The sequence below is a fragment of the Natrarchaeobius chitinivorans genome (genome assembly GCF_003841505.1).
GTDB lineage: Archaea > Halobacteriota > Halobacteria > Halobacteriales > Natrialbaceae > Natrarchaeobius > Natrarchaeobius chitinivorans.
Genome location: NZ_REGA01000001.1, coordinates 395,595 through 416,799 on the forward strand (window position 1 = coordinate 395,595; position 21,205 = coordinate 416,799).

The window sequence follows — 21,205 nt, forward strand, 5'->3', positions numbered from 1 at the left end:
TCGAAGGGATTGCCACTGATATACTTTCTCCATGCCGAGTTAGGTGTCAGTGGGTGAAACCGTCAGTTACAGCGCCCGAGAAAGACGATTGGGAGTTGGCGGTTGGCAGCGGAGAACGGCTGGATCGGGCAGGGGATTTCAGCGAGCGGGTAGACGGCGTCGAATCTCGAGACTCGTCGAATAAATTGACCACAAACCGGGAGAGTCCTCGCGCGCCGGTATCCGCGAGACGCCAACCGGGTACAGACCCAATAGTAACCACTGTACATCATCCCACACCTGATCGCCGGACGGATCGTCGATGGGTGTAGAAATCGGTGCAGTTGTTACTATAGCCGGGGGCCGTAGGAACTGCCTACGCGGAGTTCGATCGGCCAGCACGGCCGAGACTCGCCACTCTTAAGCGTGACGGTCCACCAGGTTTCGACATGACACGGGGGTTCTACATCGGTCGGTTTCAGCCGTTTCACAACGGCCACCGGAACATGGTTTCCCGGATCGCCGACGACGTCGACGAGCTCGTCCTCGGAATCGGGAGCGCCGACGACTCGCACACCGTCAGAAATCCGTTTACCGCCGGCGAACGGATCATGATGATCACTAAATCGCTCGTCGACACCGACCTCGTCACGTACGCGGTTCCGATCGAAGACCTCGAGCGAAACTCGGTGTGGGTGAGTCACGTCCAGAGCATGAGCCCGGACTTCGACGTCGCCTACTCGAACAACCCGCTCGTCATCCAGCTCTTTCGGGAAGCCGACATCGAGATCCGCCAGTCGCCGATGTTCAACCGCGACGTCCTCGAGGGTGCCGAGGTTCGCGAACGGATGATAAACGACGGCGACTGGGAGTCGCTCGTCCCCGAGGCGGTCGTCGAAGTCGTCGACGAAATCGACGGCATCGAACGCATCCAGATGGTCAGCGGGACGGATTCGAACGGCGAGTAGGCGGATCGGCCCGTCGACGTCCGCTGGTACGACGAACTCGAGGATGGTGGTACCGACGACGAACTCGAGGGTGGTCGGTATTGTACGAACTGCTATAATGGTTTACCGGCGGGGCCGCCACCTGGTTCGGGGTCCCACCAGAAAGACACAGTAACAACTGTAACGATGTACACACCCATCGCCGATCAGTCTGGCGATCAGATGTGGGATGACGTGCAGTGGCTACTATAGTAGTCGGTGAAAGTAATTGCACTCCCAAACGCTAAAATTCAGGTTCGTATTTTTCACCAACCAATCGCTCACACCAGGTAATTCCTACTCAACCCCTGCAGATTGCACAACTCTTGCAGATCAGTCACAGAGTGGCTATATGTGGCTATGTCGCATAGGTCAGCCAACAAATGACAGACGATAGTGATCAGTTCGAAACCGAAGAGAGACAGATCACGAGGGGTTCTTCCGGGAGCGATCGCACTGAGCGTCTGACAACCGGGGTGGTTCGACGTGGAGACGCTTGAGACGGATTACCTGGTGGTGGGTGCCGGGGCGTCGGGGATGGCGTTTACGGACACGTTGATCGACGAGTCCGATGCCAATGTCGTGATGGTAGACCGGCGGGCGAATCCGGGTGGCCACTGGAACGACGCCTATCCGTTCGTACGGCTGCACAATCCGTCTGCGGTCTACGGGGTCAACTCGCGGCAACTCGGCAACGACGAGGTCGACGAGGTCGGCCCCAACGCCGGATTCTACGAGCGGGCGACCGGCGCGGAGATTTGCGACTACTATCGCCGCGTGCTCGAGAAGGACCTGGTCGGCCCGGGACAAGTCCGGTTTTTCGGCATGTCCAACTACATCGGTCCCGATGGGTGCCACCATCGGTTCGAGTCGCGGCTGACCGGAGAGATGACCGAGGTGAAGGTCCGGCGCCGGGTCGTGGACGCCACCTACGTGGAATCGTCCATCCCCGCGACCCACACACCGCCGTTCGACGTTGATACGGACGTGCGGCTGGTCACCCCCAACGAACTCGTCGACCTCACCAACCCAGCCGACGGGTTCACCGTCATCGGTGCAGGGAAGACGTCCATGGATACCTGCGGCTGGCTGCTCAACCGAGGCGTTCCACCGGAGGATATCCGGTGGATTCGACCCCGCGACCCCTGGACCTTCCCCCGGCGCAATTTTGAACCCCTGGAGCACGTGCCGTTAGTCATGGAGTCGTTCTCGCTGTGGACGGAAGCTGCCGCGGAGGCCGAGGACGTCCCCGACTTTTTCCGACGACTCGAAGCCAACGAGGTGCTGATCCCGCTCGACCCCGAGGTCGAACCCGAAACCTTACGTGGGGCGACCCTCAGCCAGGATGAACGCGACGACCTACGCCGGATCCATACCGTCATCCGCAACGGATACGTTCAGCGTCTAGAGGCCGACCGCATCGTGCTCGACGACGGGACCGTGCCTACCGACCCACAGCACGTGCACGTTGACTGCACCGCCCCCGGTGTCGGTACCTCTCCGGCGCGGCCGATCTTCGCCCCCGACCGGATCACTATTCAGTATATCATAGCTCCCGGAACCATTCCATTCAGCCCTGCCATCACTGCCTACGTCGAGGCGAACCGCAACGACGACGCGGAGAAAAACCGGTTGTGCCCGCCCAACCCCGGGCTCGGCGACGCGGAGAAGTTCGTCGGCCAAACCCTCGTCATGCAACGGGCCCTCGTCGCGTGGCAGGAAGAACCCGACATCGAGGACTGGCGACAAAGATGTCGACTCAGCTATACACGAGGAATGAACGAACACCTCGAGGACCCACGCATGCAGGACGCCCTCGAGCGGATCGCTGAGTACCAAGAATCGGCGATTTCCAACCTCGAGCGGCTCTGGGAACCCGCCGAGCTTTCGACCGCCTGAACGGTTTTTCGAGGACCTGCTTGTCCCCAACAATCCGATTTTTATCAGAAATGACGTGACCGACTCATACGGATTACTGTCCCTGTGTACCGGCGCACCTGCCGCCCGGGTCGCGGGTGCGCCGGCAATGACGTACCAGTAAACCGTATCAGAGAACGTATTCATATCTTGTCGTTCGCTCAATTCGCCGTCATCGAAATAAACGAAGATGGACAGCATTAGTCGGTCTCTGGGTCAATGAGACCGAGCTGTTGCATCACCCCGAGGTAGTCAGCCTGCCCATACTCTTCGGTGATTTTGCCGTCTTGGACAGTGAATACTGTCGTGCCCGTATACTGTGCCCTCTCACCGGAAGCCTCAGGGAGGCTGCCTAGTGGAAGCTCCCAAGAGCGGCCGGTGTGCGTTCCACCTCCCTCCCAGAGGGCGACCACGCGGTCGCCATCGGCGATCAGTTCGTCGGTAAGCTCAAACCCCCCTTCCGGGAACCGCTCCTTGTATGCAATAATGCGTTTCTTGACTTCCTCACGCCCTCGTACCTCACCTACCAGCGGGTAGTACCACCTGATGCCGTCTTCGGCGAGTTCGTCAACGATGTCGGGGTTCAGTTTATCCCAGTACTCAGACCACCAGCGTGAGACGATCTCTTTGTTCGTTTCATGTGTCGAGGATTCTGCCATAGACTGTATCTCCCTAATTCCCTTTGTGACTTGGCAACGTAACGTCATCTGCTGAAAAATCTGCAGACGGTGAACACGAGGGGGCAATTCGAGAGAAAACGTGACCGATACGCACCCTGTATCTTGCACGTCTCGTTCTATCTATCCAGTAGCTGGCAGAAAGCGAGTGCAACATTCAGAGAATAGATGCGCCACGCTGAGCCCACTCTTCTTGAGCATTATTTCCTAAACCAACTAATCAGTAGATCCGCTTAGCTACCATCTAAATTCCCATCACTTTACACTCGTATAATGGTTGGGATAACACACAGTAAACAAAGCGAAAAGAAAGGTTGTGGACGGGTACTTAAAGGATATGACATACCAGACATGGTATGGGTTTCAGTTCAGAAGAAACCAATGAAAGTGATGAAAAAAGCGGGGGACTGACACGACGGTCGGCAATTAGATCAGCAGCACTCATAACAGCTGGTCTTGGATCAGCAGGAGCATATACGTACTTTGGTTCGCAACCAGCGCTCGCTTCAGAAGGACACGAGGAATGGGCTGCTGAAGGAGCAGAAATCACCGCCCACGACGGGAGTGTTGACAAATTGACCTTCGGGGATACAGGAGACGAAGATGATGAACTGCACCTCGAATGGTCAGGACTGAACGACAACGACCACGATGTGAACTTTCGAATCCTGATTCAAGGAACCGACGGAGGGGATGGCGGTGATTGGACCGGCGATACCGTTACCTCGGTGACCGATTACGAACAACTGGCGAGCGCCGAGCCGGGTGTCAACCTCGACAACACGAACGGCTCGGACGACTACACTTGGGAGGATGTGTTCGGGGAAGACCAACCGGTTGACGTAGACGACCACACTGAAATTGACGTTACTGCTGATTTCTCGGAAGATGAAGATGATGACACACGAGAACGCGAGCTATCGGTTGAGGTGGAAGTATGGATTAACGAGGAAGACGGGGATCACGGACCGAATGATGACGCCCTCGGGGATAGCAAGACAGCTAAAGCCACGATTACGGTTACAAACGAAGCGGCGAAGATCGAGGTTGGCGGCCAAGGGACTTTTGAACTCGATTCAGATGAAGAAGTAAGTGAGTAAAGATGACCGCTTTCTGTGCCCGATCAGAAACGTTAACGTCTGAACTGGAATTGGGGGACAGAATCCAGCTAACACCATACTTGTTACGAGGGAGGCCAGTTATTGCGAAGCTTGAGGAAGTCAGAGGATGAGCCCCAAATCGACAGGCATTGCCCGGCGAACGTTTGGCGCGGGAGTAGCTGGTCTTATTTGTGGATCGGTTGGGATCGGCGCGATTCTCTCGACCAGTCGACCAGTTGTCGCAGTCGGGGAAGAAAGCTGGCTCGTGCGGGGAGCGCAGATTAAAACTGCCGATGGAAGCGTCACAGCTATCCGGTTTGGCGACAGTGACGACCGCGAGGACGATACGCTACTCGTGAATTACGAGGGATTCAACGATCCCAACTGTGAACTCGAATTCGAGATCGATGTTCGGGGAACCGATGACGGGGATGAATGGGACGGAGGGGCTACAGTAGGGCCGACTGAGTGGGAGACGTTAGCCGAAGATACGTACCAGCTGTCAGCAACGAGTGGGTCGCTGGAACTCACTTGGCACGATGTCTTCGGAACGGACCTCCCGGTTGATGTGACTGATCACGACGAAATTCGTCTTGAGGACTTCGAAGCTGAAGTAGATGGCGAGACGCGAACGCGGACGTTAGGGGTGATGCTACGCGTCTCCGTCCCTGAGGAAGGCTTAGCGGCGACCAAATCAAACGAAGCCGACGTTACCGTCGAAAACGCAGAACCGACGGCGGTAACGGTTCTCGGATCTGCGAGCACGGCGACCGACGACGCCGATTCGTTGTCGTTCGATCACGAAACCGAAGACGGTCCGAATCGCGTGCTTGTCGTTACGGCCGGAAACTCGGACGGCAACAATGGAATCGTCGAGTCGATCAGCTACGGGGGAGATCAACTCGAGAAACTGGCAGATGTCCGAGCGGACGGTGACGACGATCCCCGCGGGAGCGTGTGGTACCTCGTGGATCCGGCCGTCGGTGACTACGAAGTTTCGATCGAGTGGGCGGAAGATAGTGAGGTCGCCGCCGGGGCGCTCACGTTCGGCAACGTCGATCAGACCGATCCGATCAGCGAGACAGCTGTCGATCACGGCGGCGACGGCGATCCGAACGTGACCGTCGCGAGCGCGGAAAACGCTGCGGTGATGGATATGATGGTCAGTGCCGAAGACGTTGACGACGTTACGACCGAACCCGGGCCCGAACAGACGAAGCAGTGGATTGGGGGGATGGACAGCGACGGGCACATCTTGGCTTCCAGCACGGCCGACGGCGACGAAACCGTCGAGATGACTTGGAACGGCGAACTCGATGCGGAGTGGGGAATCATCGGTTTCAGCATCAATCCTGTTTGAGATTTCACTCAGTTGTTCTCGTCCACTGATCAGTTGTGGACGTTACTGTAGGAGTTGGGAGAAGATGATATTCCCCATTTGAACAAAGACCGCTTCTCCTGTGTTGACCGGTCGCTACTTTCTCAGGTCAGCTTTCAGTCCGTGTCACATTCGCGCCTTCTATTCAGCAACAGCTAACCGAACTACCGAATGGATGTCAGAAAGAGCGTGCTGCATACAGGCGGAGCAGTATGCACTCACCGCGAGCGACCGAAGGGAGCGAGCGGGCCGACGACCGACCCGTAGGGGAGAGAGGAGTGCTTTTCATCAACGTTTTGCCGAGCGACCGAGCGGATGCGAGGGAGCGCAGCGCAAAAGGTTGGCACGCGTAGTTATCGAACCGTCCATTACAATTTCAGGTTCAGTCCTGGATGAAAAACTGCGCTACCAACTGCAGATATATTGACATCCTTCCCGGGCTAAAGCGCGAGGGTTCCTCCGTTGGGGGTTCGGCTACCGACCCACGGAGGCAACTTGCGGGTTTGTGCGCACTTCTTTGGGACTTTCGTGAGGGTGTGGTTTCCCCGACCAATCGTGGTCGTCCCACTCGAATCGCACGGGCCGTGCCATCGGCCTGACTTCCGTATCGCTGTTTTCTCGAAGGAACGTCTCTGACGTCCCGAGAACCGAAGGTTCTCGTGGGCACGCAAGACGCGTCGCGTCTTGCGAACGCCGTGAGGTCGGCATGCCCCTCGAATCCGCATGGGCACGTCAGCGTATCTCCGTGGCGAACCGTCTCGGCGTGGTCGCCACACTCGGGACACGTCTGACTCGTCCATGCTTCCGACTCGGCTTCGAGAGAGATTCCGTACTCCTCACAGACACACGCGAGACGCTGGATGAACTTCTTGAACGCCCAGAAGTTGTGCGTTTTCTCGTTCATCCTTCCGTAACAACTGGAATAATTCACACACTGGTCGCACAGCTCACGGGTCGTTCCTCCCCGTTCGCTGTTCCGCGGTTCTCGCTCCCTTCGGTCGCTCACGGGTCACTTCGTTCCCCGCTCGTCGTTCCGCGGTTCTCGCTCACTCCGTACGCTCCGAACCGCGTACCCATCGTGCGATCAGGTGTGCATTGACTTCCAGTGGCTACTATACCGTACAGCAGACCGTAAGGTCACGCGATCCGTACGGCCGAACGTGATCACGCTCGCCTCAGACTTCGACACCCCGTATCCCGCAGCGATGAAAGGAGTCATCCTCCGACGAACGGAGACACGACTGGTCGACGTCGCACACGATTTCCCGAGACAGGACGTCCGAACCGCCGCCTTCTGGCTCCGGGAGGTACTCCCGTACTTTCCGCCCGCGACCCACCTCGTCGTCGTCGATCCCGGCGTCGGAACCGACCGCGATGCGCTCGTCGTCCGCGCCGGCGACCACGTCCTCGTCGGGCCGGACAACGGCGTCCTCGTCCCCGCCGCCCGTCGTCTCGCCCCCGATGGGATCGACGCGTACGGTATCGACGAATCCCGACTCGAGTCGGTCGAACCGACCGGCGAGACGAGACGACCTGGTCGAGCAGACACAGCCGCGGGCAACGAAACCGACGACGACGGCCCCGCGAGTAACACGTTTCACGGACGGGACGTGTTCGCACCCGCGGCGGCGGCCGTCCACGAGGCCGACCCGGGGGCGCTCGAGTCGGTCCCGTTTCTCGAACCGGCCGCCGAGTACGTCGATCGCCGGCTTCCGGAGGCGACAGTCGACGACGACCGTGCCCGTGGCGAAGTCCTCGTCGTCGACGGCTTCGGAAACGTGATCACGAACGTTCCCGGCGAGTTCCTCGCCGGCCGGAGGCGACTCGTGGCGAACGGCGAGGCCGTTCCGATCGGCGAGACGTTCGGGTCCGTCCCCGAGGGCGACCGACTCGCGACCGTCGGCAGCCACGGCTACGTCGAACTCGACGTCAATCACGGTCGCGGGGACGAGGCGTTCGGCCTCGAAGTCGGGGACCGGGTCGATCTCGAGGCCGAGAGATCGTGAATCGAGTGACGTCGATCCATCCACCGCAGGTCAGGCACGGGTGAGCCGACCGTGTCCGGGATCGATTACGAGTTCGCCGTCTGCCCAGACGGTCACGCGACACTCGGAGAACGTGAACGTAATCGAACCGTCACCGGAGTCGGATCGCCCGGTCCGCCAGCTATCGATCAACGCGTTCAACGCATCCGGATCGATGCATCTCGAGAGTGACTCCAGTTCCAGCGGGTCGGTGTCGACGACGACCGACACGGCGTCGATCAGCGCGGCGCTGACCGGTTCGTAATCGTCGTCGGCACACCACGTGTGGTACGTTCTCCGGTCGTCATCGTAGTAGACCGTCCGTCCGGCGGTATCGTCGACCGGTGTCAACCGATCTGGTAGTGATTTCCCGGACATCACGTTCGGTAATTACATGTGTTAACATATAACATTACTGGCCGACAGACACTGCTGTGAGACGGACAGAGTGGACGACAGAACCGACCGGCGACGAGCGGGTGAAAAACGAACGTCGAACGCTTACTCGGCGGCGATGACGTCGTCGATGCGGACGATCATCGTCGCGGCTTCGGTCGCGCTCTCGACGGCTTCGCGCTTGACGTCGGCGGGATCGACGACCCCGTACTCGAACGGATCGGCGATCGTAACCGTCTCACCGTCGGTGATCAGACCAGCACGGCCCTCGGACTCGTGGGCGGCACGAAGGTCGACGAGCGAGTCGATGGGGTCCTGGCCGGTGTTGGCGGCGAGCGTTCGGGGAACGATGTCGAGTGCGTCGGCGAACGACGTCACCGCGAGCTGTTTGCGGCCCTCGATTCCGGCCGCTTCCTGGCGGATCCTGTCTGCGATCGCGATTTCGGTTGCGCCGGCACCGGGGACGACCTCGCCGGAGTCGAGTGCGGTTGCAACGACGTCCAGCGCGTCGCCGATCGCTCGCTCGAGTTCGTCGACGACGTGTTCGGTGCCACCGCGGACGAAGACGGTGACCGCTTCGGCGGCCGCACCGCCTTCGATGAACGCGAGATCGTCGTCGCCGAAGTTCTCGATTCGGATGCGCTCGGCGTGGCCGAAGTCGTCTTCCTCGAGGTCGTCGAGCGCGCCGACGCGGCGAGCGCCCGTCGCGGAGATGACGTCTTTCGCGTCGGAGCTTTTGAGCCCCTCGAAGACGAGAACACCCTCGCCGGCGAGGGCCGTGCTGACGCGGTCGGCGACGTCTTCGGTGGTGAAGACGACGTCGGCCCCGCTCTCGGCGATCGCTTCGGCGTAGCCCTGCAGTTCGCTCTCTTCGGCGTCGATCGCTGCGTTCAGCTGATCGATCGAGTCGATCGCGTACTCGGCGTCGACGTCGCCGGTCTGGACCTCGAGTTCGACGTCGAGGACCGCGATGGAAGCGTCCTCGACCTGACCTGGCATCTCGTCGTGTGCGGGCTCTTCGTCGATGACGATGCCCGGAACGAGTTCCGTCGCGTTCGAGGAGGCACCGATCTGGGTGTGAACGCCGACGTTGTCCCGGTTGACGCCGTCGTCGTCGACGTGTCGGACGGCTTCGACGACCGTCTCGGCGAGCGATTCGGCGGTGAGTCCGCCTGTCCCCTTGCCGGTCATGCTCGATTCGGCGACCTGTTTCAGGATTTCGTCGTCGACGTCTGCTTCACCGACCTGTTCGTCGATCGCCTCGAGTGCGATCTCTGCGGCCTCGTGATAGCCCTCGACGATCGTCGTCGCGTGGACGTCCTGCTCGATCAGATCCTCGGCCTCGCCGAGAAGATTGCCGGCGATAACGGCTGCAGTCGTCGTTCCGTCGCCGACTTCTTCTTCCTGGGTCTCGGCGACTTCGACGATCATCTGGGCCGCAGGATGCTCGATATCCATCTCGTTTAAGATGGTCGCTCCGTCGTTCGTGATGACGACCTCGCCACCCGAGTCGACGAGCATCTTATCCATTCCCCGTGGCCCGAGCGTCGTCCGTACCGATTCGGCGACGGCCTTGCCGGCCATGATGTTCGACGACTGGGCGTCTCGGCCCTGCGTTCGCTGGCTATCCTCGCTCAGAATGAACATAGGCTGTCCGCCCATGCGACGCTGTTGTGCCATCGTTGAATCCTCACTAACAATGTCGTCAGCACTTCTATATAAGTGTTTCCCTACCGATGCTACTCCGTCTGGCGATTGCTGTGCGAACGACCGGCACGAATGGGCGAAATCGAAGCCGGTAGCACAATATGGATCGACGCGTTACGTGTCGATGGGATGCTGGAGCTGGAACACGGGTTTCGGGTCGTCGACGTCTACGCTCGACTCACGCCAGGCGGGAACGAGGGGGTGACACACCGGCCGACTATCTCACCCGACAGACTCGAGCGGGAGATGCATCAGGCAGGAATCACCAGATCGGTCGTCTTCCCCCCGGCGGAAGCCGAGAAAAGCTACGTCGCGCCGAACAACGGTGTGGCCCGTCACAGCGTCGACCGGCCGTTCGTCGCGTTCGCCCGAATCAACGGGACGAAACGGCCGGAGCGAAACACTGCGGGGCGACTCCACAACGCCGTTAGCCGCCGCAAGGAGTTTCATACGACACCGGGCGACGTCGAGCGATACGCGTACGACGACCGGTTTCACGGCTTCGTTCTCGACCCGACGGTCGACGACTATCCGGACGAGGACGTGCTTTCGGTCCTCGAAGACGTCGACCTGCCGCTGATCGTCCGCGGCGGCGTCGACGCACCGCCGACCGCGCTCGCCGATACCCTGCTTGGCAACTCGTTTCCGGTCGTCGTCGCCCACTTCGGCGGATACCCCCTCGACAGGTCGCTGATGAACGAGATGATCGATCTCCTAGAGGAGTACGACGACTGTTATCTCGAGACGAGTTTCGTCAGACACCGCGACCTGCTCGAGCGAGCGTTACTCGAACACCCCGATCGCGTCCTCTTCGGCAGCGGCGCACCCGCCTGCCATCCCGACGTCGCGCTGATGGAGATCCTCACGCTCGACGTCTCCGAGGACAAACTCTGGCGGGCGTTCTCGAAGAACGCCTGCCGGGTCGTCGACGCCCTCTCCCCCCAGGCGGAACTGCGACAGTGATCGAGTCCCCCCGAATCGCCGGTCGAGAGCCACGAAAACCGGCCTCGAAACCGATAGCTTTCGAACGGTGCAGCGAACGGTGTCGTTTATACCAGTCCGCCGTAACGTGTACATATGCACCCGAGACCGACGGCCCATCTCACTCGGCCCGACCCGTCGAACGAACGAGGAGTAGACGAACATGGGATATAATCTGGCACAGTGGACCGCCGACCGACTCGAGATGGTTCGGATCTACGGCTACGGCCTCTGTATGGGGACGGCCGACGCCCTCCCCGGCGTCTCCGGCGGAACCGTCGCCCTCTTGCTCGGCTTTTACGGACGACTCATCGCAGCCATCACCGCGCTTACCCCCGGCCGCGTCGGTGCCGTTTTCCGTGGATACGATCCGGACCGTCGAGACGGAGCGCGGGAAGCGCTCCTCGAGATGGACCTCGGATTCCTGTTGCCCCTCGGCGTCGGTATGGTCACCGCGGTCGCCCTGATCGCGGGCACCGTCACGGCGCTTGCGGAGTCACACCCCGTCGCCCTCTACGGCTTTTTCACCGGTCTGATCGCCGCCTCGGCGATCGTCCTCTTCCGAAGCCTCGAGTTCTCGTCGCGCGAGCACCTCCTCGCGGCTGGGACCGGTACCGCACTCGCGTTGCTCGTCGCGAGCAACGTGATCCAGCTTCCCGGGAGCGGCCCGGGTCTGATCTTGCTCTCCGGAGCGCTGGCGATAAGCGCCATGATCTTGCCCGGCGTCTCGGGAGCGTTGATTCTGATCCTGATCGGACAGTACAGGTTCCTCTCGGCGGAACTGACCGCGTTCCTCGAGGCCCTCCGCCGTCTCGTTTCCGGCGGCGGAACGATCGACGCCGCTCTCGAGCCGGGAACGACCGTCGTCCTGTTCGTCGTCGGTGGCTTCGTCGGTCTGTTGACGATCGCCAGAGTCGTCCGACGGGCCCTGAAGCGGCGTCGAGACCTGACACTGCTCTTTCTCGTCGGCCTCATCGCGGGCTCGACCCCCGCACCGCTTTACAATATCGCCGAATCTCACGTCTGGACGGCCGACGTGATCGGCCTCACGGCCGCCTGGGCGGTGGTCGGTGCGGTCGTCCTCTTCGCCCTCGATCTGCTCGCCGGCGGATTCGATCCCGAGTAATCCGTATGAGTCGAGAGCGACGACGGGTCGGCCGAGCGTACCCGGCTACCGTCGGTCGTACATCCTGACCGCCCGGTCGTGTCTGACCGACAGGCCGTTCGGATTCCGACGCGCCGAACGGTCGGTATACCGTGCGCGCAGTCCGTCGTGGAGACCACCGACGGCGTTTCTGACGACGGCGAGACCGTCGGAAAACCAGTCCGTCGGCGTTACGTCGCCGGCGACGACCCGTCGAGCGCCGGATATTCCGTCACGGAGCGCACGCAGGCCCGTCCGCGCGAGGAGGGTCGGCCGCACCCCGTAGTTTTTCGCGAGTCGGTACGAGAGCGACCGGTAGGCTTCCCCCCAGTCGGGTTCGGGCGTCCCCCCGTCCGCCCCGAACTCGCTCCGGGCGGCCATCTCTGCGGTCCATTCGGTGTCGAAGCCGAGACCCGCCACGCGGTGTGCGCAGTCGCGTGCGCCGCCGGTCTCGAGGTACTCGTCGAAGCCGTCTAATGCCGAGAGGACGGTCCGATCGAACGCGACGTTGCCCGCATCGAACGGCTGGACGCGTCGTCCGGCGACGGTTCGGGTCGCGTGAGGGTCGCGACCGAGTGGCTTCTCGCCGGTAATCGGGCCGGTGACGACGTCCGACTCGGCCCCGAGCGACCGCTCGATAGACTCGTACCAGCTCGGCTCGACGGTGTACTCGCCGTCGAGAAAGGCGACAGCGTCGCCGGTAGCGACCCCGAGTCCGGCGTTTCGAGAGACGTTCGGGTTCCGTTCCGAAATCTCGACGAGAACGTCGACGTCGGAGCGTTCGCGGACCACTCCGGTCGTTCCGTCCGAAGAGGGGCCGTTGACGACGATTACCTCCGTCGACTGCGGCGTCCGTTCGGAGAGTGCGTCGAGACAGGACAGTAACTGCTCCCGGTCGTTCAACGTCGAGACCACTACCGAGAGCTCCATGCTATGTACTAAACTCACCGAACCGTAAAAAGAAGACGGGTTCCCCCGACGAACGGGACTACCCCCCAGAAGCCACGCGTGCCGGTTACCGAAGGCGCGTGTTCCAGTACGACACCGACGCGAAGTGGTCGGTGATCGGACGACCACCGATTGCCGTATCGAGCGATCGGATCGGGGATGCAAGCGCGTTCGGGATCGAGCGATACGCACCGTAGGGGACGAGGAAGTCGTCCTCGACGTCGACCAGCGTCAGATCGGTCTTTGCGAGCAGCGTCGTGACCTCGCTTTTCGAGTACAGCCGCGATCCCATCGGCAGCGCCCAGTTGTAGACGCTCCGGGCGCTAAATCGGTTGAACGTGTCGAAGACGATCTGTTCGCGCGAGACGCGACGCATCTCTCGCAGGAACGCCTCCGGGTCGTCTGCGAGGTGGAAAAATCGCATCGCGATGACCGTATCGAAGTGATCGTCTGGAAACGGTAACCGTCCCGCATCGCCTCGCAGGAACTCGAGAGATTCCGCCTGTTCCGAACGCTTCGATTTCGATCGTCCCTGTTGCAACATCTGCGCCGAGATGTCCAGTCCGACGACGTCCGCACCTTGCTCGGCGATCATCACCGTAAATCGCCCGGTACCACAGGCGATTTCGAGGATCTTCCGGTCCTCGACGGGGGTTATCGCCTCGAGAACCGCCTCCTTCTCGCGACGGTCGATCAGCTGACCACCGCGCGAGAAACGCTTGTCGTCGTACTCCTCGGCGACGTCGTCGGCCTGGTACCACTCCTGTCCTTTCACACTGGCCACAACTACAGGAGTGCGAGGATAAAACGATACTGGAGTCGACTCGAGGCGATCCGGACTCGCTTCGGGCGAACGCCACGACCCTCACATGTCGAGTAGCCACCGACTCGGTCATCGATCGCCGTCTTCGCGGCCCAGATCGGTTCCTACGCGGCTTTCGCATTTGTGTTAATAGAACATATGTACCCCTTATACAAACTGGATTGTTTGTACCAACATATAGGGAAGCTTTACCATCGGTGGTTCCAGCCAGTACGAGTATGAGCACGACACCCAAAGATCGCATCGGTGCCGCGGAAGAACCACTCCCGGAGGACGAATACCGGGAGCGTCTCCGCGAGTTGCCACCGAGTGCAAAACTCGTGGCCAAGGTCCTCGAATCCGATTCACCGCTCTCGCAGGGACAACTCGTCGAAGAATCGCTGCTCCCGGATCGGACCGTTCGGTACGCACTCAACCGTCTCGAGGACGTCGACCTCGTCGGCTCGCGGTACAGCTTTCGCGACGCGCGCAAGCAGGTCTACTTCCTCAGGCAGTAGTCGGAGCCATCCGCTCTCCCGGTAATCGAGTCATACGGATCGTTCTAACGTGTTACCGGTGGTCGTTGCCCCGTTCGCGGACGATCGAACCACACTCGAGCGGCGAACAGTTTTGTCCGGGCAGTATACATCCCAGCGTATGGACGTCACTCGCCATCCCGTTCGGGTTCCGACCCGCGCACCGGGTGGGACGACGAACGCGTACCTCCTCGGCGACGGTCCCGCGGCGCTCGTCGATCCCGGGGCACGAACGGACGAACTGGACGCGCTCGTCGCCGAACGCGGGGTCGAACACCTTCTCGTGAGCCACACTCATCCGGATCACGTCGGCGCTGTCGAAGCCTACGCCGCCGAGACGGGCGCGACCGTCTGGGCGAGAGCCGGGCGAACCGACCGGTTTCGCGAGGCGACGGGTCGATCGCCCGATCGAGTCCTCTCTCGGGGAACCACGCTCGCACTCGGCGGCGGGCGCGTTCGCGTCCTCGAGACGCCCGGACACGCCCCCGATCACGTCTCGTTCGAGGCCGGACGGGAGGGACCGATCCTCTGTGGCGACTGTGCCGTCCGGGACGGCAGCGTCGTCGTGGGATCGCCCGAGGGTGATATGCGCGCGTACGTAACGTCAGTTAGACGACTGTGGGCGATAGATCCCCCGACGCTGTATCCCGGTCACGGTCCTGCCATCGAAACGCCGCGAGCGACCCTCGAGCGACTGCTGTCTCACCGATACGAGCGCGAGCGCCGGATCCTCGAGGCCACGGAGGAGGGCGCGACGACGCTCGAGGAAATCCTCGAAGCGGCGTACGAGAAGGATCTGAGCGGCGTCCGCGACCTCGCGCGGGCGACGACCGTCGCCCACCTCGAGAAACTCGACGTCGAAGGGCGTCTCGAGTGGGACGGTCGGCACGCGAGGACGTCGGCTGGAACCGGTTCAGGGTGACCCCCGCTCCCGAAGCGATCGATACAGCGTCCGGGTCGGTGACGTCCACACCATACCCGATCGGTCCGTCGAACGAACTGCAGCGGGCCGGTAGTGAGCGACCCAATCGTTGCCGGTTACGGTCCCCTCCGAACGCCGATTCGTAGCGATCGTACCGACCGAACCCGGTTTCGCTCGAGTTCGCTGACGAACACCGCGAGCACCGAACCGACCTCGAGTCGGCCTACCCACATCACCGACCGACGTCCGATCGGGTGCGGAGAAAGGTTGCTTCGTAACGCATTTCGTCGTTCGTACGTGATCGTAACGGGAATGAATCGTGAGGGATGTCGATGCGCGTGATCATTATCGGGGCGGGCGAAGTCGGCCGCTCGATCGCCACCGATCTCGAGGCGACCCATGACGTGGTCGTCGTCGAACGCGACGGCGAAACGGTAGACGAGCTCACCTATTCGCTCGACGCGATGGTTATCCAGGGCGACGGGACGGATCTCGCGGTCCTCGAAGAGGCCGGAATCGAGCGGGCGGAGTTGCTGATCGCGTCGACCGACGGCGACGAGACGAACATCGTCGCCTGTGGAACCGCAAAGACGGTCGGAGACGTGTTTACGATCGCCCGCGTCAAACACCACAGGTTCCTCACGACCTGGCAGGGGTCAGGCGAGGCCTACGGCGTCGACTTCATGGTGAGTTCGGATCTCCTGACGGCGGAGGCAATCTTCCGTATCTCCGGGTTCCCCGGCGCTCACGACGTGAACACGTTTATCGGCGGGCTCGTCCGGATGGCCGAGTTCGAGATCAGCCCGGAGAGTCCGATCGCGAACCAGACCGTCCAGGCCGCCGATCGGTACGATTCGCTCACCTTCGCCGCGGTCTTTCGGGACGACGAACTGATCATTCCGCGCGGGCACACGGTGATGAAACCGACCGATCGCGTCGTGGTCATCGGCTCTACCAGTTCGGTCAAACAGTTCGCGACCGACATCGTCACGCCACAGCGCGAAGAGATCGACGACGTCGTCATCATCGGCGGCAGCGAGATCGGCTTCCAGACCGCCCGGGTCTTCGAAGAACACGGCTATCACCCGGACCTGATCGAGAAAGATCACGATCGGGCACGAGAGATCGCCGAAGCGCTTCCGAACACCTCCGTCTGGGAGAGCGACGCGACCGATATGGGCTTTCTCGAGCGCGAACACGTCGACGAAGCCGACATCGTGATCGCGGCGCTCGACAGCGACGAACGCAACCTGCTGGTCTCGCTGCTGGCGCGGAAAATCGGCGTCGATCGGACCGTTGCGGTGATCGATACGGTCGAGTTTGCGGACCTGTTCGAAACCGTCGGCGTCGACGTCGCGATCAGTCCCCGCGAGGAAACCGCCGAGGAGATCATTCGGTTTACCCGCGCCGATCAGACCGAGAAGATCGCCATGCTCGAACACGACCTCGCGGAGGTGCTCGAGATCGAAATCGAAGCGGGAAGTGCACTCGTCGGCCGCACGATCGCCGAAGCGATGGCGGACTTTCCGGACGGCGTCGTTATCGGTGCGATTTCCCGGTCGGGGGAGTTCGTCATCCCGCGGGGGGAGACCGAAATCCAGCCGGGCGATCACGTCGTACTGTTCACCGAGACGTGTCTTCTCGACGAGGTCACGGCAGCCATCTGACGTCGCTGGTTCCTGTGTCACGTTATTTCTATCCCCGATGCTGTCGGGTCGCCGAATCCGTCATCTCTCGAGGCGCTGGATGAGAGCCTGTCTGAACGTCCGTGGCGTGCGCTGTTCGCCGCGGGCCATCAGTACCGTTCCGTCGCTCTCGGTGACGATTCGTTGCGGGATCGATCCGTACAGCGCCTGCGCGACCGTGCTCGTTCCCGTCGCGCCGACACAAACCGTCTCGTACGCCGTGATCTCTTCGAGAAGGGCTTCCCGAACGTCCCCCTCGGTGACGACCACCTGCGATTCGTAGTCGTCTCGCGCGAGTCCGGCGTCCGTCGCTACGGCGTCGATCGTGTCCCGGCCGATGCTCTCTACGTCGACCCCGTCGCCGTCTTCCGGCTTCGACTGAACGTTCAGCAGCGTCACCGAACTCTCCGGGAACGTACGACCGAGTTCGCCGGCGCGGCGCGCCGAGACGGGTGCGTGCGGTCCGCTCCCAGCGAGGGTGACGATATCCCCGGGCGACTCGGTCGGGTCCTTGACCAGCGTCACTTCACAGGGAGCCCGCTCGAGGAGCGGATCGATCGTCGAGCCGAACAGGACGTCCCGTCGGCGACGTTCGCCCTGCCAGCCGAGCAACACGTGGTCGGCGTACTCTTCCTCGAGTACCGACAGCAACGTCACGCCCGCGTTTCGACCCACGATCGCCCGCGTTCGGAGCGGAACGTCGAGCTCGTCGGCGACGCCGCGAGCGCTCTCGAGGAGGTCACGCTGTCGTTCGACTCGCTCCTCCTCGAGTTCGATCTGTGCCGGCGACGTCTGGGGCGGAACCTCGATCACGTTGACTGCGACGAGTTCGACGTCGTCGTCACCGCTTGCAACGCTTGCCGCGCTCGCGGCCGCGTACCTGATGAGGGGGCGCTGGGTCTCGGGGTTCGAGACCGGAACGACGACGCGGTAGACGTCCTCGTCGATCGACGCGGGTTCGGACGGTGCGACGGCCTCGCCGATCAAGGTCGTCGAAATCGCTCGCTCCTTCGCGTAGAAGACGTACCAGCCGATGCTGAGGGCGATGATGACGAGTCCGATCAGCTGCACCCACGAAAGCGGAGCGAGCGAAACCGTCGACTCGCCGATCGAGAAGACGACATCGGCCTCCCCCATCTGGACCATGACGGCGAGACAGGCGAGAAAACCGAGCACTGGAACGACCGGGTACAGGCCGGATGGGATTCGAAAGTCCGGTTCGTAGCCGTCGGGTTCCGCCCGCCGGAGCACGATCACGGCGACGTGGACGAGCGCGTAGGTGATGAGGAACATGAAACTCGCGACGTCCGCGAGCGTGTCGATCGGGAGCGGACTCGCGACGAGCGCCAGGATGACGAGCCCGGTCGCGAGAATCGCGCGGTACGGCGTCCGGTACCGCTCGTGAATTTCGTTGAGCCAGTTCGTGAGGATCTTATCGCGTCCCATCGCGAAGTTGACCCGGGCGGCCGAGAGGATCGACGCGTTCGCCGAGGAGATCGTCGCCAGGACCGCGCCGACGATCATGATCGTCGAACCGATCGCCGCGAACTCGAGTGCGTACGGTCCGACCGACAGCGAGCCGAACATTCCCGCGGTCGCCTCCGCGACGTCCGCGACCGGTACGTCGGAGTCCGCGAGCGTGGGTATCTCGAGGGTTCCTGTGCTTACGAGCATGACGAAGACGTAGAGAATCGTCGGCGTGACGACCGCCGCGATCATCGACAGCGGGAGGTTGCGTCCGGGATCCTCGATTTCCTCCGCGCTCGTCGCGATTACCTCGAAGCCGATGAACGTGACGAAGACGGTTCCGGCGGTCGCGCCGACGGCCGGCCAGCCGCCGTCGGCCGTAAACGGCCGCAAGAGATCGGGATCGATGGCGAACAACCCGACGGCAATGAAGACGAGAATCAACGCGACGAGAAAGATGACGATGACGTTTTGCAGCGATCCGGTCTCCTTGACGCCGCGGTAGTTGATAGCCACGAGGATGGCCGACATGACGAGACCCGCGAGGATCACGGCGGCCGCGTCGGAGGGGAGATTCAGCAGGTACTGGCCGAAACCGAGCATGTAAAACGCCGTCGCGAACATCAGCCCGGCCCACATACCGAAGCCGATGATCGTCCCGAAGAAGCTGCCGAGCGCGTGATTGACGTAGTAGTAGCTCCCGCCTGCTTTCGGCATGCCGGTCGCGAGTTCCGACAGCGAAAGCGCCGCTAACAGCGCGACGATGCCGCCGATGGAAAACGAGATCATGCTCGCTGGCCCCGCACTCTCGGCGACGATGCCGGGAAGGACGAAGATTCCCGCGCCGATCATCGTCCCCAGGCCGAGCGTGTACGCCTCGAGGAATCCGAGATCGCGGGCGAGTTCGGCGTCTCGTCCGGTCACGGTGAATCGACCCCGATGACGGAGCGGTCGCACGTGAGGACACGACGAAGGACGATCCGGTGACTTCGACGGTTCATACCGACCGGATATTGCAGTCCTATATATAATACCTCCGACTGTATTACGACATCCGAAATTAAATGGGGTGTAGTTTTTGATTAGAAACTCCAGTTAAGACTATATGACTGAACCGAATACAAACGAGTATGGACAAGCAAAACGACACCGGTGGAGGACGCGACGGGATTCTCGACCGAGTAATCGTCCCCGTTGCAAACGAAGACGACGCAGAGTCCACCTGTCGCGGATTCGCGGAGTACGTAGACGAGGAGGCGCGCATCAAACTCGTCCACGTCATCGAGAAAGGAGGTGGTGCACCCGATAAGGCACCGCTCGAGGCGCGACAAAATCAGGCCGACGAAACGTTCGCTGTCGCCGAGGACGTTCTCGACGAGTTCGAGATCGAAACCGAACTGCGATACGGAACGGACGTCATCGAGGAAATCCTCGAGGCTGCGGCGGAGTTCGATGCGACAGCAATCGCGTTTACACCCCGTCCGAGTGGCAGAGTCGCCCAACTTCTCACCGGAAACAAAACCAGACGCCTCGTCAGAGCGGATCGAGTTCCAGTGATCGTTCTTCCGGACGTCAGTAACCCGTGACTGAAGTCGTAGGCTTTCTCTTCGCATTTCTGTGAGCGGCCCGAAGTTCGACCCGCCTCGAGCACTGTGTCTCGCGAGCCGCTGTTCGCCGGCGCTTTCGATCCGGAAAAATCCTGGCCGACAGTTGCGAAAGTAGAAGCACCACAACTATATATTCCGGGATCGGCAGTCACGATATGGGCGATGGGACCGGTGGAAGCTATCGGCTCGACGAGATCGATCGGCGGATCGTCTACGCGCTGATGGCCGACGCCCGGAACACGTCGGCTCCGGCGATCGCCGAGGAGGTGAGCGTCTCCGGGGCGACGATCCGAAATCGGATCGCACAACTCGAGGAACACGGCATCATCGAAGGCTACCACGCGACCGTCGACTTCGAGCACGCCGACGGCTCGCTGATGAACCTATTCTTGTGTCACGCGCCGTTCGGCGACGTCGAGGGCGTCGCCCGCCGGATCGGGACGATTCCGGGCGTCATCAACGTCCGCGAACTGATGGGCGGCCGGATGAACCTCCACGTGCTCGCCGTCGGCACCGACACGTCCGACCTGCGGCGCATCGGGCGCGAACTCGAGAACTTAGACGTCGAGATCGAAGACGAGTTTCTCCTCCAGAACGAACACCACTTTCCGTACACCCCGTACGGACCGGCCGACGGCCGTCGACTCGAGCCGCTCGCCGACTACATCAGCCTCACCGGCGGCGCGGACATCGTCGAGGTAACGGTCTACGACGAGGCACCGATCGCCGGGCGCACGCTCGAGGAGGCCGCGGCGGACGGAACGCTGGAGGGGGAAGCGCTGGTCGTCGCGATCGAACGCGACGATGCCGTGATCACGCCACACGGCGACACCGAGATCCGGCCACACGACGTCGTGACGGTGTTCTCGCCCGACGGAACCGACGAGCCCGCACTCGAAGGCTTTCAGATTCCGGACGGCGAGGCCACGTCCCGACACACGGAGTAACG

18 protein-coding genes and 1 pseudogene are annotated in these 21,205 nt (G+C 61.7%); 12 read left to right on the plus strand and 7 right to left on the minus strand.

The features are described 5' to 3' along the window. The first annotated feature begins 428 nt into the window (after positions 1–428). Both EA473_RS01880 and EA473_RS01885 read left to right on the plus strand, forming a co-directional pair. Entirely contained in the window at positions 429–947 is a 519-nt protein-coding gene (locus tag EA473_RS01880) for a nicotinamide-nucleotide adenylyltransferase (protein ID WP_124193959.1), read from the plus strand. A 504-nt stretch (positions 948–1,451) separates the two neighbouring features. Beyond that, on the plus strand, positions 1,452–2,864 hold the full coding sequence (locus tag EA473_RS01885; RefSeq protein WP_124193960.1) for an NAD(P)-binding protein: 1,413 nt from the start codon (positions 1,452–1,454) through the stop codon (positions 2,862–2,864). Between the two features lie 218 nt (positions 2,865–3,082). Here EA473_RS01885 and EA473_RS01890 read toward each other — a convergent pair whose 3' ends face one another. Further along, entirely contained in the window at positions 3,083–3,541 is a 459-nt protein-coding gene (locus EA473_RS01890) for an ester cyclase (RefSeq protein WP_243645169.1), read from the minus strand. Positions 3,542–3,915: 374 nt separating this feature from the next. On the opposite strand from EA473_RS01890, the gene EA473_RS01895 reads away from it, so the two are divergent. Both EA473_RS01895 and EA473_RS01900 read left to right on the plus strand, forming a co-directional pair. Then, the gene (locus tag EA473_RS01895; protein WP_124193962.1) at positions 3,916–4,659 is read left to right on the plus strand and encodes a hypothetical protein; all 744 of its coding nucleotides are present in this window, start codon (positions 3,916–3,918) and stop codon (positions 4,657–4,659) included. 568 nt (positions 4,660–5,227) lie between these two features. Beyond that, entirely contained in the window at positions 5,228–6,019 is a 792-nt protein-coding gene (locus EA473_RS01900; RefSeq protein ID WP_124193963.1) for a hypothetical protein, read from the plus strand. Positions 6,020–6,511: 492 nt separating this feature from the next. On the opposite strand, the pseudogene EA473_RS01905 reads toward EA473_RS01900, so the two are convergent. Beyond that, a pseudogene (locus EA473_RS01905) lies at positions 6,512–6,944 on the minus strand (zinc ribbon domain-containing protein); the annotation flags it as partial. Positions 6,945–7,197: 253 nt separating this feature from the next. Here EA473_RS01905 and EA473_RS01910 point away from each other — a divergent pair. Further along, a complete protein-coding gene (locus tag EA473_RS01910; RefSeq protein ID WP_124193964.1) occupies positions 7,198–8,043 on the plus strand; it encodes an SAM hydrolase/SAM-dependent halogenase family protein in 846 nt (281 codons plus the stop codon). A 30-nt stretch (positions 8,044–8,073) separates the two neighbouring features. Here EA473_RS01910 and EA473_RS01915 read toward each other — a convergent pair whose 3' ends face one another. Further along, positions 8,074–8,439: a HalOD1 output domain-containing protein gene (locus EA473_RS01915; protein WP_124193965.1), complete on the minus strand. Its 366-nt coding sequence runs from the start codon at positions 8,437–8,439 to the stop codon at positions 8,074–8,076. A 123-nt stretch (positions 8,440–8,562) separates the two neighbouring features. Further along, positions 8,563–10,104 (minus strand): thermosome subunit alpha, encoded by a 1,542-nt coding sequence (gene thsA / locus EA473_RS01920; RefSeq protein ID WP_124194080.1) that lies wholly within the window; start codon positions 10,102–10,104, stop codon positions 8,563–8,565. Between the two features lie 189 nt (positions 10,105–10,293). On the opposite strand from thsA, the gene EA473_RS01925 reads away from it, so the two are divergent. Then, positions 10,294–11,127, plus strand: coding sequence for an amidohydrolase family protein (locus tag EA473_RS01925; protein WP_124194081.1), 834 nt, complete (start codon positions 10,294–10,296; stop codon positions 11,125–11,127). 181 nt (positions 11,128–11,308) lie between these two features. Next, complete coding sequence (locus EA473_RS01930; RefSeq protein ID WP_124193966.1) at positions 11,309–12,271, plus strand: DUF368 domain-containing protein; 963 nt, start codon at positions 11,309–11,311, stop codon at positions 12,269–12,271. A gap of 45 nt (positions 12,272–12,316) precedes the next feature. Here the strand turns inward: EA473_RS01930 and EA473_RS01935 are convergent, their stop codons facing one another. Then, the gene (locus EA473_RS01935) at positions 12,317–13,219 is read right to left on the minus strand and encodes a glycosyltransferase family 2 protein (RefSeq protein ID WP_124193967.1); all 903 of its coding nucleotides are present in this window, start codon (positions 13,217–13,219) and stop codon (positions 12,317–12,319) included. 85 nt (positions 13,220–13,304) lie between these two features. Beyond that, positions 13,305–14,012 (minus strand): class I SAM-dependent methyltransferase, encoded by a 708-nt coding sequence (locus tag EA473_RS01940; RefSeq protein ID WP_124193968.1) that lies wholly within the window; start codon positions 14,010–14,012, stop codon positions 13,305–13,307. Between the two features lie 266 nt (positions 14,013–14,278). Here EA473_RS01940 and EA473_RS01945 point away from each other — a divergent pair, with 266 nt between their 5' ends. The 3 genes from EA473_RS01945 (at position 14,279) to trkA (ending at position 17,164) form a co-directional block, all read left to right on the plus strand. Continuing rightward, complete coding sequence (locus tag EA473_RS01945; protein ID WP_124193969.1) at positions 14,279–14,557, plus strand: MarR family transcriptional regulator; 279 nt, start codon at positions 14,279–14,281, stop codon at positions 14,555–14,557. A 139-nt stretch (positions 14,558–14,696) separates the two neighbouring features. Next, a complete protein-coding gene (locus EA473_RS01950) occupies positions 14,697–15,497 on the plus strand; it encodes an MBL fold metallo-hydrolase (RefSeq protein ID WP_124193970.1) in 801 nt (266 codons plus the stop codon). Positions 15,498–15,829: 332 nt separating this feature from the next. After that, positions 15,830–17,164, plus strand: a complete 1,335-nt coding sequence (gene trkA / locus EA473_RS01955) for a Trk system potassium transporter TrkA (RefSeq protein ID WP_124193971.1) — start codon at positions 15,830–15,832, stop codon at positions 17,162–17,164. Between the two features lie 60 nt (positions 17,165–17,224). Here trkA and EA473_RS01960 read toward each other — a convergent pair whose 3' ends face one another. After that, complete coding sequence (locus EA473_RS01960; RefSeq protein ID WP_124193972.1) at positions 17,225–19,573, minus strand: amino acid permease; 2,349 nt, start codon at positions 19,571–19,573, stop codon at positions 17,225–17,227. A gap of 206 nt (positions 19,574–19,779) precedes the next feature. Between EA473_RS01960 and EA473_RS01965 the strand changes: the two genes are divergently transcribed. Further along, a complete protein-coding gene (locus EA473_RS01965; protein WP_124193973.1) occupies positions 19,780–20,235 on the plus strand; it encodes a universal stress protein in 456 nt (151 codons plus the stop codon). A gap of 176 nt (positions 20,236–20,411) precedes the next feature. Next, the gene (locus tag EA473_RS01970) at positions 20,412–21,203 is read left to right on the plus strand and encodes an Lrp/AsnC family transcriptional regulator (RefSeq protein ID WP_124193974.1); all 792 of its coding nucleotides are present in this window, start codon (positions 20,412–20,414) and stop codon (positions 21,201–21,203) included. Positions 21,204–21,205 lie beyond the last annotated feature (2 nt).

Bases quoted from the DNA above. Each gene is read 5' to 3' on its own strand.
- EA473_RS01880 (WP_124193959.1), top strand. From the start codon at position 429: ATGACACGGGGGTTCTACATCGGTCGGTTTCAGCCGTTTCACAACGGC.
- EA473_RS01890 (WP_243645169.1), bottom strand. From the start codon at position 3,541: ATGGCAGAATCCTCGACACATGAAACGAACAAAGAGATCGTCTCACGC.
- EA473_RS01895 (WP_124193962.1), top strand. From the start codon at position 3,916: ATGGGTTTCAGTTCAGAAGAAACCAATGAAAGTGATGAAAAAAGCGGG.
- EA473_RS01915 (WP_124193965.1), bottom strand. From the start codon at position 8,439: ATGTCCGGGAAATCACTACCAGATCGGTTGACACCGGTCGACGATACC.
- thsA (WP_124194080.1), bottom strand. From the start codon at position 10,104: ATGTTCATTCTGAGCGAGGATAGCCAGCGAACGCAGGGCCGAGACGCC.
- EA473_RS01925 (WP_124194081.1), top strand. From the start codon at position 10,294: ATGCTGGAGCTGGAACACGGGTTTCGGGTCGTCGACGTCTACGCTCGA.
- EA473_RS01930 (WP_124193966.1), top strand. From the start codon at position 11,309: ATGGGATATAATCTGGCACAGTGGACCGCCGACCGACTCGAGATGGTT.
- EA473_RS01935 (WP_124193967.1), bottom strand. From the start codon at position 13,219: ATGGAGCTCTCGGTAGTGGTCTCGACGTTGAACGACCGGGAGCAGTTA.
- EA473_RS01945 (WP_124193969.1), top strand. From the start codon at position 14,279: ATGAGCACGACACCCAAAGATCGCATCGGTGCCGCGGAAGAACCACTC.
- EA473_RS01950 (WP_124193970.1), top strand. From the start codon at position 14,697: ATGGACGTCACTCGCCATCCCGTTCGGGTTCCGACCCGCGCACCGGGT.
- trkA (WP_124193971.1), top strand. From the start codon at position 15,830: ATGCGCGTGATCATTATCGGGGCGGGCGAAGTCGGCCGCTCGATCGCC.
- EA473_RS01965 (WP_124193973.1), top strand. From the start codon at position 19,780: ATGGACAAGCAAAACGACACCGGTGGAGGACGCGACGGGATTCTCGAC.
- EA473_RS01970 (WP_124193974.1), top strand. From the start codon at position 20,412: ATGGGCGATGGGACCGGTGGAAGCTATCGGCTCGACGAGATCGATCGG.